Annotated in this window: 9 protein-coding genes; 7 read left to right on the top strand and 2 right to left on the bottom strand. The window is 58.1% G+C overall.

Going from position 1 to position 16,394, the window contains the following annotated elements:
- The first annotated feature begins 16 nt into the window (after positions 1-16).
- The 7 genes from Q1A52_RS11925 (at position 17) to Q1A52_RS11895 (ending at position 9,135) form a co-directional block, all read left to right on the top strand.
- Positions 17-1,354: an extracellular solute-binding protein gene (locus tag Q1A52_RS11925; protein WP_300015375.1), complete on the top strand. Its 1,338-nt coding sequence runs from the start codon at positions 17-19 to the stop codon at positions 1,352-1,354.
- A 192-nt stretch (positions 1,355-1,546) separates the two neighbouring features.
- The gene (locus Q1A52_RS11920) at positions 1,547-2,464 is read left to right on the top strand and encodes a carbohydrate ABC transporter permease (protein WP_300015373.1); all 918 of its coding nucleotides are present in this window, start codon (positions 1,547-1,549) and stop codon (positions 2,462-2,464) included.
- On the top strand, positions 2,464-3,336 hold the full coding sequence (locus tag Q1A52_RS11915; protein ID WP_299783711.1) for a carbohydrate ABC transporter permease: 873 nt from the start codon (positions 2,464-2,466) through the stop codon (positions 3,334-3,336). Before Q1A52_RS11920 ends, Q1A52_RS11915 begins: the two co-directional genes overlap by 1 nt.
- Positions 3,336-4,073, top strand: a complete 738-nt coding sequence (locus tag Q1A52_RS11910; RefSeq protein WP_300015371.1) for a cytochrome b561 domain-containing protein — start codon at positions 3,336-3,338, stop codon at positions 4,071-4,073. The genes Q1A52_RS11915 and Q1A52_RS11910 overlap by 1 nt, the downstream gene beginning before the upstream one ends.
- Before the next feature lie 127 nt (positions 4,074-4,200).
- Positions 4,201-5,409: an FAD-dependent monooxygenase gene (locus Q1A52_RS11905; RefSeq protein ID WP_300015369.1), complete on the top strand. Its 1,209-nt coding sequence runs from the start codon at positions 4,201-4,203 to the stop codon at positions 5,407-5,409.
- Between the two features lie 123 nt (positions 5,410-5,532).
- Positions 5,533-5,736, top strand: coding sequence for a hypothetical protein (locus tag Q1A52_RS11900; protein ID WP_300015366.1), 204 nt, complete (start codon positions 5,533-5,535; stop codon positions 5,734-5,736).
- Positions 5,737-5,796: 60 nt separating this feature from the next.
- Positions 5,797-9,135 (top strand): EAL domain-containing protein, encoded by a 3,339-nt coding sequence (locus tag Q1A52_RS11895; RefSeq protein WP_300015363.1) that lies wholly within the window; start codon positions 5,797-5,799, stop codon positions 9,133-9,135.
- A 90-nt stretch (positions 9,136-9,225) separates the two neighbouring features.
- Here the strand turns inward: Q1A52_RS11895 and Q1A52_RS11890 are convergent, their stop codons facing one another.
- On the bottom strand, positions 9,226-12,093 hold the full coding sequence (locus Q1A52_RS11890; protein WP_300015360.1) for an EAL domain-containing protein: 2,868 nt from the start codon (positions 12,091-12,093) through the stop codon (positions 9,226-9,228).
- Between the two features lie 227 nt (positions 12,094-12,320).
- Positions 12,321-16,286, bottom strand: coding sequence for a CHAT domain-containing protein (locus Q1A52_RS11885; protein ID WP_300015357.1), 3,966 nt, complete (start codon positions 16,284-16,286; stop codon positions 12,321-12,323).
- Positions 16,287-16,394 lie beyond the last annotated feature (108 nt).

Below are 16,394 nucleotides of genomic sequence, written 5' to 3'. Positions count from 1 at the left end.
CAGGGAGGACTGACGAATGCTATCACTCAAGACAATCCTGACGGGGACAGCCGTTTCCGCAACACTGGCGAGCGCTGTCTTTGCCGCGGGTCACGGCGGGCCGTACGAGCCCTACGCCGGGACAACGCTGGTGATCAACGTGCCCGCGCACCCGCATTATAATGCGATGATGAAAGTGCTGCCCACCTTCACCGAAGAGACCGGTATCGAGGTCGAGGTGGACCAGCTGCAGTACCTGAAAATGCGGGAACGTCAGACGCTGGAGCTGACCAAATCCGAGGGCGACTATGACATGATCGCCTATGTGGTCTTTTCCAAAGCGGACTATGTCTATGCCGACCAGTTGGAGAACCTCGCCAAGTACTTCATGAACCCTGCATTGGCGGATCCGAACTACGATCAGGGCGATCTGATTTCCGGCTATGTCCAGAACATCGGCGTGGCGGGCGGTCAGAAAGGCTATCTGCCGGGTCAACTGGGTTCGGCCTTCGGCATACCCTTTGGCTCTGAAACCTCCGTGCTGGCCTATCGCAAGGACATCTTCGAAAAGCACGGCATTGCGGTGCCCGAAACCTATGACCAACTGCTCGATGCGGCCTGCAAGATCCCCGAGGTTGAACCAGGCATGGGCGGCATGGCCTCCCGCGCGGCCTCCGGCCACCAGGCCAGCCACGCGTTTCTGCTGCACCTGGCGCCGCTTGGCGGCCGCGTCTTTGACGACAGCTGGGAGCCGATCATCAACAACGAGGCCGGTGTCGCGGCGGCCAACGCTCTGAAAACCATCGTGGATTGTGGCCCGGAAGGCAGCCAGACCTTCGGCCCGGCGGAGGCTGCGGCCGCGTTCCAGCAGGGGCAGGCCGCCATGTTCATGGACAGCATCGCCTTTGCCGCCGGGTTTGAAGACCCCAGCAAATCCACCGTTGCGGGCAATGTCGGCTATGCGCTGCACCCCGAAGGTGTGCGTCGGGGCAGCCAGACCGGCGGTTTCGGCATCGCCATCCCCAAGAACGCCCAGAACAAGGAAGCGGCCTTCCTGCTGATGCAGTGGCTGACCTCCAAGAAGGGCGATCTGATGGTGGCCATGGCGGGTGGGAACCCCTCGCGCTTCTCCACCTATGAAAACGCGGAGCTGAACGAGAAGTACCCCTACTCCGCCACCTTCGGCGAGGCGCTGAAATATGCCGACCCCGACTGGCGCCCGATCATCCCCACCTGGGGCAAGATCAATGCGGACATCGGCACCACCATGAGCCAGGTGCTGACCGAAGACCTCGACCCGCAGGAAGCCCTGAATGGTGTCGCGGAACGCGCCCGCGCAATCATGGACGAAGCCGGGTATTATACATGGCAATAACGGCGAAACGCAGTTTCGCCGAGTGGGGAAGAGCGGGTTTTCCATAGGAAAACCTGCGGCCCCACCCCTCACTACTCTTGGCGCTGACAGTGCAACGCCGTCTTCGCCCAGAAGGGACCACACGACCGACGACACCGGCGCACCGCTCTCAAGCGTCGGCCCCAAACCCCCGCAGCACGGACCCAAGTTCCCATGCAAACCGCAAACGCAAATCGGCTGACGCCCTACCTCTTTCTCGCCCCCGCGGCGTTGATCATGGCGGTCGCCCTGCTCTATCCGATTGGCTACATGATCTACGCCAGCTTTCTGGACTGGAACCCCAGCCAGCGGATCGGCGACGCGGAGTTTGTCGGGCTGAAGAACTACATCGGCCTGCTGAGCGATGCGGCCTTTCGCGAGAGTTTCTTTGTTACGCTGAAGTTCGCCGCCGTGGTGGTCACGCTGGAGATGGTGCTGGGTGTCGGTCTCGCGCTGCTGCTCGACCGGAACATTCGCGGCATGTCGATGCTGCGCACACTCTTCATCCTGCCGATGATGATCGCGCCCATCGTGGTGGGCCTGATGTGGCGCTACATGTACCACCCGTCTGTCGGCATCTTTAATCGCACCCTGAAATCGCTTGGGTTCGAACCGATCCCATGGCTCAGTGACGGCAGCTGGGCCTTTGCTTCCGTTGTCATCGCGGATGTCTGGCAGTGGACGCCGTTCATCTTCATCCTGTCCCTGGCGGCGCTGCAATCGCTGCCCCAATCCGCCATGGAAGCCGCGCGCATTGACGGGGCCACCGGCTGGCAACAGATCGTCTATATCAAGCTGCCGCTGATGATGCCGGTGCTGATCGTGACGCTGCTCCTGCGCCTCATCGATGCCTTCAAGGTGCTGGAGGTCATCCTCGTGCTCACCAACGGCGGGCCGGGGCTGTCGACAGAAATCCTGTCGCTGCGCATTTCGCGCACGGCGTCGGAATTCCGGGAACTTGGTGAGGCGGCGGCCATGTCGAACTACCTGCTGATCCTGCTGGTGATCCTGACCTTCGCCATGTTTGCCTACAACAAGGCGGTCGAAGCCCGCGCCGCGCGGCTGCGCAAAGCGGCAGAGGAGGACCTCTGATGGCCGAAAAAATCTACGACAAGCAGAACCCGGCCTTCTACGCGCTTCTCGTGGCGCTGGTGGTTATGGCGGTCGGGCCCATCGTGATGATGCTGACCACCTCGCTGAAGCTGAACGTGGACATCATGTCGGACAGCTCTTCGCTGCTCTTCATGCCCACGCTGCGCAACTATGAAACGGCGCTCTGTGACTTCCTGTGGTACGAAGCGCCGCACATCGATTATTGCGACAAGACGTTCGGGCGCGCGCTGGTGAACTCGCTGATCATTGCGCTGGTCTCCACTGTGCTGACACTGGTGATCGGCTGCATGGCCGCCTACGCGCTGGTGCGCTTCCGGTTCATGGGGCGCGATACGGTATCGCTCTCGACACTGGCGATGCGCATGGTACCGCCCGCCGTGCTGCTGGTGCCGGTCTTTGGCATCTGGACTTTTCAATTCCAGATCGACGGCACCCGCGCGGGCATCATTCTGGTATACGTGGCGATGAACCTCCCCTTCGTCATCTGGATCCTGCAAAGTTTCATCGTGCAGGTGCCGATCCAGCTGGAAGAGGCCGCGCGCATGGATGGCGCGGGCCCCTTCCAGGTTTTCTTCCTCGTGGTGCTGCCGCTGATCAAGCCGGGGCTGGCGGCGGCGGCGATCTTCACGTTTCGCGTGGCGTGGAACGAGTTCCTGCTGGCTAATGCGTTGGCGGACCGCAACTCGCGCACCGTGCCTGTGACCATCGTGAATTCGATCACCGAGTTCGACATCGACTGGGGGGTGATCATGGCCACCGGCATGTTGCTGGCCATTCCGCCCATTATCTTCACCTTTGTGGCGTCACGCCAGATTATAACCGGCATGACCGCGGGCGCGGTCAAGGGCTGATGCTGGACTGGCTTGCCGCCCCGATGGATCCCGGCCGCCTGCACGATGTGGGCTGGCATCTGAGTTGGCACGCCCGTTTCATGGTTGTCTCCTGGGGTGTTCTTGTCCCGCTGGGGATATTCATCGCCCGCTACTTCAAGATTGCACCTGGCCAGAACTGGCCTGAAACGCTGGACCATCATTTCTGGTGGAATACCCATCGTATCTGTCAGTATTCGGCCTGTGTGCTGATGCTGGTCGGGCTCTGGTTCATTCGCAGCGCGCCACCTTTGACGACGATCCCCGGCCCGCATCAATTTCTGGGATGGACCGTGCTGGCGTTGGCAGTGGTTCAGCTGACCGGAGGGGTGCTCAGGGGCAGCAAGGGCGGCCCGACAGAGCCCGCGCCGGACGGCACTCTGCATGGCGACCACTATGACATGACGCCCCGGCGGCTGGCATTTGAGTACATACACAAGGGGGCCGGATATCTGGCGCTCCTGCTCTCCATCGCGACCATTCTGTCGGGCCTCTGGCAGGCGAATGCGCCGAACTGGATGTGGCTGTCGCTGGCGGGTTGGTGGGCAGGTTTGGGCGCCGCGTCCCTGGTACTGCAATCGCGCGGCATGGCTGTCGACACCTACCAGGCGATCTGGGGCCCGGACCCCACCTTGCCCGGCAACCGACGCAAGCCAATTGGCCTCGGTGTGCACCGCATTTCTCCGAACGTCCAGCGCGCGCGGGGCACGGATAGCTAAGCAGACAAGCGTCAGCATTCAGAAAACATTCAATTCCTTTTCAGGCAAGCCAGGACCGGGCGGGCTACCCCTCCAACACGCTGACACCATAAGGGCGGCGGCTCGGGTCTGCACCTGCACGACACCGATGTTGTGGGGTATCTCGGAAAAGGCATTTGACCTGATGCGCATTCATCCAAATCACGACTACTACGATGCTGTGATCGTCGGCGCACGCTGTGCGGGGGCGGCCACGGCCCTGTTGTTGGCGCGGCAAGGCGCAAGAGTTCTGTTGATCGACCGGGATCCGGATCTGGACGACACCTTGTCGACACATGCGCTGACACGACCGGCAGTAAGGCTGCTGTCCGATTGGGGCTTGCTTGACGATGTCATCGCCAATGATACGCCAGTGGTGACCAAGACGCACTTCCACTACGGTCCTGAGCAGATCAGCCTGCCGGTCAAAGAAAATGCAAGCGTGCCAGGTCTGTTGGCGCCCCGGCGGTGGCTGTTGGACACCCTTTTGCGCGATGCCGCCATCCGGGCGGGCGCGGAGTTTCAAGGTGATGTAAGCTTGGTTGGCTTAGGACGCGACTTAAGCGACCGTATTCGAGGCGCGACACTGCAGTTTGCGGATGGCACGGTGCGTACGATTTGCGCATCCCTGGTCATCGGCGCAGACGGTGTCCGATCCAGTTTGGCCAAGGCGGTCGGAGCCCACATGCAGATACGTTCCAAGGCCTGCACAGCCACGGCATACACATATGTGGAAGGTATCGAGAACGCGGGGTATCGCTGGTATTTCGGCACAGCAAGCATCACCGGGTTAATCCCGACGACAAACGGCCTGCATTGCCTATTCAGCCAGATCAAGCCGGGTCACTTCATAGACGAGTTTGCGCCCAACGCATATCGCGCGATCTTGGGCGAGCTGGCGCAATGGGAGCCAGGTATTGCAGACAATTTGCAGGCCCGTGGGCCTGCTGAGCGGCTACGCAGATTTCCGGGTGTGCGGGGCTACAGACGCGTCTGCGCGGGCCCCGGATGGGCACTGGTTGGAGATGCGGGTTACTTCAAAGACCCCTGCACGGCGTTGGGAATAACGGATGCTCTAGTAGATGCCCATCGACTCGCCCGTGCCTTTGCTCAAAACCCCGACGACGTAAGATCTTACCAAACCGAACGCGACAGGTTCACCACTAAGATGTTCGATATCACGCAGGAGATTGCCGCGCTGGACTGGCACTTCGGGCGGCTCAAATCGCTTCACCTTGAGCTGAGTGACAGCATCCGCGCGGTAGAAGACAGGCTCATTTCGCAAGTCCGGCCGAATACGATGTCCGCTCCGGCATAAATGCAGTCGCACCCGCGAGACCTTGGCAGTCACGACGCGTAAGTATTGCTACAAGACCAGAATACATCTTTCGAGTTCCAGTGTTCTCGCCACCTAGACGAACACAGCTGCAAAATACCCTTCATGTCTCCGGTCACATGGACAGATAAGAAGCTGGATATTGCCCGGTCCGTCGCAGGCAAATCTGCAATACCGCCGACCCTAAGAAAGAAAAATGTCTTCAGTTTTACCTATCCACAAGCGTTCGGTCACTGGCAGCCGCAGTATTGCTCAAATAGCCTGCTTCTGGCGGCCTTTCATGCAAAACCGAAATATCTAAGAATCTAAGGTTACGCTTCGAGTAACCTATCAAACGTATGTATCCGCCATTAATGCAAAGGCCGATGCATGCAGCTGTCAGACGTTCTAAAGGACTTTCTATCGCTGACCCAGGATGCGGTGGGGGTGGGCTATCGCGGTCCGTCGGATGAGACCGCGCGTCTGGTTTATGTGAACCCGTCCTATACCAAGCTCTTTGGCCACGATCCGGAGGACATCCTGGGCGGACCGGTCGACATCGTGCACGATCCTGACACCTGGGACGAGTACGTGGCCAGCGTGGCCCCCAAATTCGCGGCCGGCGAACAGCAGTTCCACGCGGAGACCAGCTGTGTGCGGGCGGATGGCAGCAAATTCTGGACCAGTATCTCCTTCTTTGCCTTTGATGATCCGGAAAATGGCGGCCGATACAGCTGTGCCACGTTTCGCGACATCTCTGACCTCAAAGCGCGCGAGGATGCTGCGGCGCAAGCGCTGACGGACCGCGATGTCTTGCTGGCCGAACAGGACGGCATGTACCGCGAACTTCTGGCCACGCAGACCCGCCTGCTCTCGGCGATGAACGCCTATCCCGATCCGTTCGTGATCTACGACAAGGACATGCGGCTGGTGATCAGCAACACGGCTTACCGCAAATCGATGTCCACCGATCCGGAGGCGATCAAGGCCGGCATGCACATTCGTGACGTGATGAATGTCGCCTTTGACTGCGGCTTGATCGCCGTGCCACCACAAGGCCGGGACGCATATTTCGACAAACTCAAGAAACCTGAAACGATCACGCGTACGGCGGAAAACATCGAGTTAGCAGGTGATGTGCACCACCGCATTCTGCGCAGTGTGGCAGAGAATGGCGACTGGGTGATCATCCGGCTGGACATCTCCGAGCTTGTGCGACAGCGCCGCCAGTCCACCGAGGTTCACGAGCGGACCATCGCGGCGTTGAACGCCTATCCCGACCCGTTTGCCATCTATGATGCCACAGAGCGGTTGGTGATGTGGAACGATGCGTTCACAACCTCGATCACGGACACGCCGGATGATTTGCAGGCCGGCATGACCGCATCCGAGGTACAAGCACTGGGCGTGCGCAACGGGCGCTTCCAACCGGATGACGTGAACGACCCCAGGAAACTGACCCGCCAGACAAAACCGATGGCGACCGTGTCACCACACACTGACCTAGAACTGCCGGGCGACGTTCACCACAGGGTATTACGCAACCAGGCGCCAAACGGCGATGTTGTGGTGATCCAGATGAACACCACCGAACTGGTGCGGCAAAGACGGGATGCAGAAGCGCTTCAAGAGCGGTTTCTTGCGGCAATCAGCGCCTATCCGGCTCCGTTCTGCATCTACGATGCAGGCTCCAAGCTCGTGGCGTGGAATGAAAGTTACACCGCCGCCCTGACCGATAATCCCGACGAGATGCGCGAAGGCATGAGCCTCGAAGAGGCGATGCGGGTTGGTCTGCGCAATGCACGTTTTTCCGACGCCATCGGCCGTGAGGACGCCTGGTTGCGCGAAACGTTGGACGCCGCCGAAAACGTTGTTCCGATTGAAGACATGACGGTCGCCGGGGACATGCATCACCGATTGCTACGATCAAGATCCCGCAATGGTGATTTGGTCGTGGTGCGTCTAGACACCACCGAACTGGTACGCCAGCGGCGGGAACTGGAAGAATCCCAAGGCCGTCTGATTTCGGCCATCAACGCTTTTCCCGACCCGTTCTCAATCTACGACAAGGATCTCAATCTGCTGATCTGGAACCCCGCCTTTACATCATCTCTGACAACTGACCCAGACGACATCTATGTCGGGATGAACGTCTCCGAGGTTTTGGGGCTGGCCACGCGTAATGGCCATGTGCCAGCAGCAAAGGGACGTGAAGCTGAGTGGGTCAATGAATACATTGACTCGGAGATGGTGCACATCGAAGAAGAGGATTTCGAATTCGCCGACGATATGCACTACCGCATCATTCGGTCGCGCTCCGAAAATGGCGAAACTCTCGTGCTGCGTCTGAACATGACCGAAGCCGTGCGCCAGCAGCGCGCATTGGAGAACTATGCCCACCAGTTGGAAGAAGCCAACCAGCAGATCACGTTCAAAGCACTGCATGATCAACTGACGGGATTGGGTAATCGGCGTTACCTGTCCGAAAAATTCGGCGAACTATCGAGGTTGCGACGCAGCTCAGGTGGCGAACTTGCCTCGTTACACATCGATCTGGATCGTTTTAAGCAGATCAACGATACGATTGGCCATGCCGCAGGGGACCATGTGTTGATCGATGTGGCCAATCGCATTCGCAACAATGTACGGTCAGAGGATGTGGTCGCGCGGATTGGCGGGGATGAGTTTGTTATCCTCCTGAATATCCCGAAAGACAGCGACCGCCCTGAAAGGCTGGCCGAAGCACTTCTTGTGGATCTGGTCAAACCTTCTCTGTTCGAAGGCCGCGAATGCCGGTTTGGCGCGTCCATCGGGATCGCGCGTACGCCACTGGCCGACGAAAGAGACCTGCTGACGAATTCTGATGTAGCTCTTTACAAGGCAAAGCGGGCGGGGCGCGGTCAGCTGGCCATCTTTGACCAGTCTGACATTGAAGAGATGCGGAAGACCAAGAAGCTGGCTGATGACATCATGCGGGCGTTGGAAGAGCAAGAGTTTGTGCCCCATTATCAGCCACAGGTGGATGCGCAATCCGGGCGTGTTGTGGGTGTCGAGGCGTTGGCGCGCTGGCATCATCGAAGGGACCGCATTCTGACACCAGACAGTTTCCTGCCAGTTGCAACGGACCTGAATGTGGTTGCGGATATCGATCGAATGATTTTCGAAAAAGCGATTGCGGAATGCGAAAACGCATTTCGGGGAATGGAGAGGCAGCCCAACCTTTCCTTTAACGTCAGCGCCAATCGCATCCAATTTGAAGAGATTGCCGAAATCGGGCGTCTTGCAAACACTTATTCAGGCGAGATCGCCTTTGAATTGCTGGAAACGATTTTCCTGGAAGAAGAAAGCGACGCCTTTCTTATGCAGCTTGATCAGTTGCGGGACATGGGCATCGCCTTGGAGGTGGACGACTTCGGCAGTGGGCGGGCATCAATTGTTGCGCTGCAACGGATCGGCCCCGATCGATTGAAGATTGATCGCCGCCTGATCAGTCCCATGGCACGAGGAAACAACGCAACCCGTCTGGTGCAATCGATCATAGAAATAGGCAATGCGCTGGATATTGGTGTGATTGCGGAGGGGGTTGAAACCCAAGAGCAGGCACGCATTCTGAGCGAGCTGGGCGCAGGGAAATTACAAGGGTACTACTTCTCCGAGCCACTTAGCCTGCCGGACCTTCTGAAGTACCTTGAGAAAAACCGGACCGAGAGGTGGTTTGAAACCCGCTAACGGATCGACCCTGATCGGCCTACAGCCAGAGGTTCTCACCTCCCTCTGAGCGAACGCAGCTGATACACACAAGACCCGCAGCGCGCGGGCTCATGCAAGTTTCAGCCTGCCCTGTGTATTGCCAAGCTCCACCAGGAACGCTCGAACCGCATCCGCATCCATCGGCCGCGCCAAACCGTAACCTTGCAGATAGCAGCACCCCATATTTTTCAAAATTGGCACGTGAGCCGCTGTTTCCACCCCTTCGGCGACAACGCGGATGTCCAGCATGCGACCAATTCCGATGATGGTCTTGACCAACTCACGCTGTCGTCGGGAGTCAACAATTGGCTGGATCAACGTACGGTCGATTTTAAGCCGCTGCGGAGCGATCTGTAGCAGACTGGCAATCGAGGCATGACCACTGCCGAAATCATCGATTTCAATATCGATCCCCATCTCGCTGATCTTTTTAAGGTTTTTGTCGATCACGTCATTCCGGGCGTCCAGAAATGCAGATTCCAAAAGCTCAAAGGACAACATACCGCGTGGCAAGTCCAATTCTCGCAACCGATCCCCAAGGCTGGGGTCATTGAGTCGATTGGCAGAGACGTTCACGGAGATGGGTGGCACCGCCAACCCTGCGCTCTTCCATTGTTTCATGTCATAGAGCGCACGACGCAACACCAGTTCGTCAAATTGCGCAAGCAAACCCATGTCTTCCGCCGTCTGCAGAAACTCCTCCGGCATGATCAGACCGAACTTGGCGCTCTCCCATCTGACCAGCGCTTCCAAGCCGGTGAGTTCAAGCGTGTTCGCATCAAATTGCGGTTGGTAGTGACAGGTGATTTCACCCTGATCAAACCCGGCGAGCAAGGCGTCAAACGAGTTCTTTCGGCGTCGGGCCTCTTCCTTCATCGCGGTATTGTAAAAGCGGTACCGACCTCGACCAGCCTTTTTCGCCTCGTAAAGCGCCAGATCAGCGTCAATGAAGAGGTTGCAACCGGGCTTGATTTGCCCATCCACAACGGCAATTCCAATGCTTGTACCAATATTGCATTCCTGCGAGCCGTAAAAATACGGGCGCGACATGTCGTCTATTATCCGCTCTGCGATCTCTTCGAGCTCGCCGTCCTCGGGTGCGTCAAACAGCAAGGCCACGAATTCATCACCGCCCACACGAGACACCAGTGCGTTTCCGGGCGCATTCCTGCGTAGGATATCAGCAGCATGTTTCAGCGTTGCATCACCCGCATCGTGGCCGAGCGTATCGTTAATCTGCTTGAAATGGTCGATATCGAAATGAAGAACGGCCAGCCGTATGTTCGCCGCAACCATATCGCGCATGTAATCGGTATAGACGTCATCAAGACGCCTGCGATTGGCAAGCCCGGTCAGCGCATCGTGCCGGCTTTCATGTTCCAATCTCGCGCGCGCATCTTCCAGTTCCTGCGCGCGGAGCTGATCCTTCGTGATGTCGAAGTTCACCCCATAATATCTTGGGCCGGTTTCACTGTCGTTTACAAACTTACCGCGTGTCCGAATGTAGCGAAGCGTTCCGTCCAGGGCCAAAAGCCTGTAGTCGCAGGCCACGTCTTGTTCTTTTTGCAGGCACTCTTCGGTATAGGCAACCGCCGCTTCTCGGTCTTCGGGGTGAATGAAGGTGCTCCAATCGGCCCCGGTGCGCAAGTTTTGACCGTCCTTTATGCCGAACATCTTGAGCAAGCGATCATCCCAGAAGGCCTGATCCGAATTCACGTTGAACTCCCAGCGCGCCATGCCCGCCGCCTCCATGGCAACATCCAGTCGCTCCGCCATTCTCTGGCTTTCAATCTCGACGGTCTTGATGTCGGTGATATCGATATCGGTACCGATAATGCGCGCGGGCAACCCATCAGCATCACGCCTGACAATGCGCCCCCGGCTCAAAAACCAGACCCATTGGCCATTGGAATGACGCTGACGAAACTTGTAGTTGATGTCGTCCGTTTCACCGCTATCGAGACGGTCGAGTTCGGCCTGTATATGGTCGAGGTCTTGCGGGTGAATGGTCTTCAACCAGTCTTCGGTTGTTTCAGGCACCTTCTCATCCCCGGTCAGACCGCGCAAATCCCGCCAGGTTTTTGAGAGGAAATGCCTTCCGTGCTCAAAGTCATGATCCCAAACACCTTGGTTTGCACTGAGCACAGCCGTCTTCCATCGCAGCTCACTTTCGGCAAGCGAAGCATGGACGCCATCGCATTGGGCGAACTCCGAGATGTCCGTTTCCTGCAAGGTGATTTCGGCGGGAAGATCATTGGCATCGCGACGGGTCACACGCCCCTTTGCCGAAATCAGAGTATCCCGTCCATTTTCTCCCGCAACCTGATACGTCAGGCGAATCTCATCTTCGACCGTTGAGATCAACGTTGCGAGCGCGCATCCCAATCTATCACGCCCGTCGGGCAGTACTTTCTGCAAGTAATCCTGCAGACACTCGTCTTCGATTACCGGCATCATTGCCACACCTGTGTGCCTGCGCGAAATCTTTCCGGTTTCTATCGAAAAACTCCAACAGCGCTGTGCCACATTTTCGGACTTGGGCCGTGATGCCTCAATCCCTTCAACATGCTGCAGCGCTTCTGTGCATTGACACAGGAAACCCGAAGACGCTTCATCCTCCAATTTCAGCGGCTTGGCGGAAAAAAGACGCAGTGCGGTGGCGTTTCCCAAGGGCAATATCGCTACGTCCAAAGCGGCCACATCTGAGCTGGCCATTTCCAGACTTCTAAGAACAGCAGGTGCGTGATCCGGATGGAGCAGTGCATGGAGTTGCCGTCCAACACGGGCATCGCGTTCCGGTGTATCCAGCAATGCTCTGCACTGATTGTTTGCCGCAATGATCTGGTAGTCGGAATCCACAAAAAAGGCAGGCACCGCCAGCGCATCCACCAGCGACCCGATCAAAGAAACTGCGTTTGCGTGCCCATTCCGGCGCATCACATCCCTTCTGACAACCCCGTACAACAGATAGACGAGCGCCTTTAAGGCCGCGTTATCACATAAAAATCTAATCGTTTTGGCTGTAAAAAAACCGGTGTGAAAAACCTGCGCGCCCGCCAGATTTCAAGGCGCGCGCCGAGGGAAATCAGATGTGAGATCGTTTGTTGTTATCTTCTTGGTGCGAGGCCTTCACACGTTGCCGACATCAAACCCGACGATCATGCCTACCCGAGAATAAAGTGGCTCGCCCAAAAGCGTGGATGATGAAAACGTGCCAAGGCCGGATCAGCCAATAGGCCCGACACCGCCTGCCGGATGGATGTCGAAAAATCCTCCGCTTCTCCTGTGCGTTGGCTGGTCGCCACGCGCTTCATCAGCTCAACACCTGCACCGCTGTCGATTTCCCAATGGGTCAACAAAAGCGATCCTGCGCCAGCATAGAGAAAGGCGGATGCCAGATCAGACAGCCCTGCCCCCGCGCCTGGCGTGCCGGTGTTACAGGCAGAAAGGATGACCAGATCAGCCCCGATGCGGTAGCTGTAGATCTCGGGCGCAGTTAAAATGCCATCCGAGCCGGGGCCTTCCGGTAAGGACATCATCAATCCGGCAGCCCCCAGAGAGCCGGTTTCACGCGACAAAAGCCCGTGAGTTGCCAAGGCAAGAATACCCGCATCCGCCAGACGGTCAGACCGGTCCAACGCGCGCATCTGTGCTTCTGTTGCGCGCTCACGCGTAAAGACGTCATTGGTTGGATTGCCACCGAAAGCCAGCGCCATAAAGGCCAGCTCGGCTGCGGTTTCCGGCAATTCGGGCAAGGCGGCATTTGGTCCGAGCAGCGTTTTCCGGGTCGCCAAATCTCCTTCGGTAAGATTGGGATCGCCGAGACCCACGAAGCCACGTCCCTGTTCCGGTTTACGCAACTCTGCCGAGGCTCGTGCAACAGAGGGTGCTGCTCGCAATACAGCCGTGGCACCCAACCAGTCATCCCCGCGTCTTAGGGCGGCAAAGGGCAATGTCGCCAAAGGACCCGTGAGCACGAGGCGCAGCTCTGATGGGGGCCTTTCCTGACCGGAATGCCCCCAGCCGATCAACTCGTCATAGATCTGCGATGCGCGGGTCTCATCAAAAAGATCGAGCCGTTCCGAGCTTTCAACAACGCTCCGCCGAAACGCGGTCACAAGCGCCGTCATGCCCGCCTCATCCCGCGCCAGCCTCCGCGCACGCGCTCCCGACCCATCGACATATGTCAGGACGACACCATCGCTCAGTTGGGTCGCCACAATCATGGCCCCGTCCGAGGCGCGCATTGCCTGTACAACCTCTCGAAGGCCGCGTGTCACTCCGATCTGGTGGCTGCGCCGCGCTGCATCCGCATCTGGCAAGCGGGTCGAAATTGCCTGCAGACGCTGGTTCAACTCAATGATGCGCTGCTCGTTCTGCTCTGGCGCATTCAGCGCGGACCGCAGCGCCCGCAGTGTGTCCTGATACTGACGCGCCGCCTCTGGGGCGGCAGAATTCAGACGCTGCTCCAGCACGGAGAGCGAAGCAGTGGAGCCTGCCAGTTGAAGATACTGTTGGATGGCAAAAAGTGCTGGATAATTGGGCCCTTCACGTAACCCTTCGAACTGAAGTTCAAGGTAAAGGGTGAACAACGGCTCCAGTCGCTGCGCCCATTGCTCAACGGTCCCGGGCAACGGGTCCGCATCGGTGCCAAGCCGTGTCACGGCAAGTTCTGCCAGCGGACCTACTGCTTGATAGGCCCGGTCTGGGCGGCCTTGCTTGCGGTAGAGGCCGGCCAATGTGATACGGTGCTCGATTGCATTCGGTCGCAACAGGTCACGCGCCAGTTCCACCTCCGTTTCCCTTTCAAAATCAAACATTTCGCCAGGAAAAGAGGCGTGATAATATGCCTCTGCAAGATTGAGAAAGCCAAGCCGTTCAAAGGCAATCGCCTGACTTAGGGCCCCCGCATAGTCCGTTTCTTGTGGCCCAATATTGCCGAAGGACCCACCAAATGAAGTGTAGAAATCCTGTAACCTTTTCCTGCGCAAATCCGTTGGAACTTCCGCTTCCAGACGCCGCCAGTCCACCTCCCAGTAACCGACATAATCATCCGATTGCGGCGCGGCTGCGGCGGCCTGCCGGCGTTCATGCGGGCTCATCATGAGAAAGCGCAGATTATCCGCCCGGTGGTCTGCCTCCACCGTATCAAGGGGCGGTTTAAACCACTCGAAGCGCCCGGCGTGTATCAGCCCCATGGCGCAAGATGTCCAGGTCCCCAAGCCATCGTCATATACTGCGGGCTGGGCACGCAGGATGTAGTCAACAACATCCTTGCGCCCGGAAAGCGCCGCCACCGCGCAGGTTGCGGTCAACTCCATACCAAAGACATTATAGTCAGGATTGCAGGAGATCATGCGCGCCATCATCCCTTCGTCAACAAGCGCTTTGGCGACGGCGGGGTCATCGCCGAGGGCCCGGTAATCAATGAGCGGGAAGGAGAGGAACCTGTCTTGATCAGAAAATGGCGCGCCTTCGCAACCGGTTCCGTAGTGCCCCTCCAACTTGCCCACCAGCAGCGGGCCCGGGCCCATAAGGGTAAGGCGCGACAGGTTCAGCGCCTCCCGAACGGCGGCTATGCGGGTTTTTACTTGCGGCAAGAGCTTAAGTGTTTGCGCGAGTGACACTGCCCGCACCAGCGTCGGCTCTGCATCCTCAAAGGCCCCGATGATGACCGCTGCCTCGGCCTGCATCAAGCTGATCTCGAGCGCGTCGGCATAGCTTTGATCAGCAAGGACCGACGGTATCACCTTGGCACCGAGATCAAAGACTTTGCGATGCTCTTCGGTCCGCCTGAGTTCGCGCAGCCCGATCAAGGCCCCTTCCCATGCGTTGGCCTCGTCATCAAAAAGAAAGAACCCCCGGTTTGGCGCAAACGCCTGACTGTTGAGAAAGCTGCTGAGGCGACGGATCAGATCGACCTGATCCATTTCCATGAACATCTGGGATGTTCTATAGAGATTGTAGACATACCAGCCTTTCTCGGCTCGCGATGCATGGACGGTAACAACTGGTGTTCTTTCGATGTTTTCCATCGCGGCCACGGCGCGAGCACGGGCGCGGGCCATCAGCCCGACCGCATGCATGGCAATGGTATCGCTGCTTTCCAACACCGGGCCAAAACTCTGCTCGTCATCAGCCTGCGCAGCGGGCGTCAGTGTCCAGTCATGGAGTTGCGCATAGTATCGAGACGCTTTCTCGTTTTTGCCCTGCGCATAGGTTTCGCGTGCCAGATCGCGCATCACCCGGGCCTGTGCCGCCTCGGACACTTGGGCCGCAAGCATCAACCTTTGATGCATCAGCGCCTCACGGTTCTCAGGTGCTACGCATTTTATTGTCGTCTCCAGGATACGCCCGCGCACAAAAACATCTGCAGTGGAGACTGCAGCCAGCTCTGCCACCGCAGCGGTCACACCTCCGAACATCGCGGCACCCGCTGGCTCTTCGCAGGCAAACCCGTTGCCCAATCGCCGCCGCATCGACTGCGCCAGAAACGCCACATAAGCAGGCTCATCTGGCGATGCCTGGGCCGTATTCAGGACAAACCGCATGGCCGCCTCGATCTCGCCGTAGATTTCCGGGGCGTCTTCCCATGTGGACAGCAGCATGAGAGCCCGCGACAGGCCGTTGCCGGAATTGTGTACCAGCGCCTCCGCCTGTTCCAGAAAGAGCTTTTGACGTTGGGTATTGGCGTCCATCAATGGTTTGGTGATCGAGGTGGAGAGCCGTCGGTTATTCGCGTTCGAGTTCAACCTCAAACGCTCCGCTAGATAGTGCGGTCCACTCGCATAGAGCATGCGCCGCGGCTTGGGAAATCCCCAGCCAAGAAACATCTGCTCTGGTGTTGCGGTCTGCTGTCGCGGTTCTTCAACAACGAGGGGCGTAGGCACCTGCGCGATCTGGTAGGTCCGCGCCAGAAACGTGACCTGTTCCTGTGTCAGTTGCCCGGTCGCATCAAAGCCAAAGCTGTACTGAAAATCGACCACGGCGTTTTGCGTATTCGCGTCGGCAATTCCATCCAAAGTGCCGACGCCATAACCCAGCCCGGCCAGTTGTTGTTCGATCTCCACAAGGGATTGGCCCAGCGCAAGGCAGGGCCAGAATATCAAGACCAGAAACAACCACCGCAAAAACCAAACCCCCAGCAATCATCGCTGAGGGCCCAGTTGCGCTTTGACTTGTGGCACAGCAGCGTGTCACCCATCAAACCCGGCTGCTGTTTAGGCGTCAACAGTTTC

This window comes from uncultured Roseobacter sp., from assembly GCF_947488185.1.
Taxonomy (GTDB): Bacteria; Pseudomonadota; Alphaproteobacteria; order Rhodobacterales; family Rhodobacteraceae; genus Roseobacter.
The sequence above is the reverse complement of the archived record's forward strand: the minus strand, read 5'-3'. Positions and strand labels throughout refer to the sequence as shown.

Excerpts from the sequence above, each read along its gene's own strand:
- Q1A52_RS11915 (WP_299783711.1), top strand. The coding sequence starts at position 2,464 with ATGGCCGAAAAAATCTACGACAAGCAGAACCCGGCCTTCTACGCGCTT.
- Q1A52_RS11900 (WP_300015366.1), top strand. The coding sequence starts at position 5,533 with ATGTCTCCGGTCACATGGACAGATAAGAAGCTGGATATTGCCCGGTCC.
- Q1A52_RS11925 (WP_300015375.1), top strand. The coding sequence starts at position 17 with ATGCTATCACTCAAGACAATCCTGACGGGGACAGCCGTTTCCGCAACA.
- Q1A52_RS11910 (WP_300015371.1), top strand. The coding sequence starts at position 3,336 with ATGCTGGACTGGCTTGCCGCCCCGATGGATCCCGGCCGCCTGCACGAT.
- Q1A52_RS11895 (WP_300015363.1), top strand. The coding sequence starts at position 5,797 with ATGCAGCTGTCAGACGTTCTAAAGGACTTTCTATCGCTGACCCAGGAT.
- Q1A52_RS11905 (WP_300015369.1), top strand. The coding sequence starts at position 4,201 with ATGTTGTGGGGTATCTCGGAAAAGGCATTTGACCTGATGCGCATTCAT.
- Q1A52_RS11920 (WP_300015373.1), top strand. The coding sequence starts at position 1,547 with ATGCAAACCGCAAACGCAAATCGGCTGACGCCCTACCTCTTTCTCGCC.
- Q1A52_RS11890 (WP_300015360.1), bottom strand. The coding sequence starts at position 12,093 with ATGCGCCGGAATGGGCACGCAAACGCAGTTTCTTTGATCGGGTCGCTG.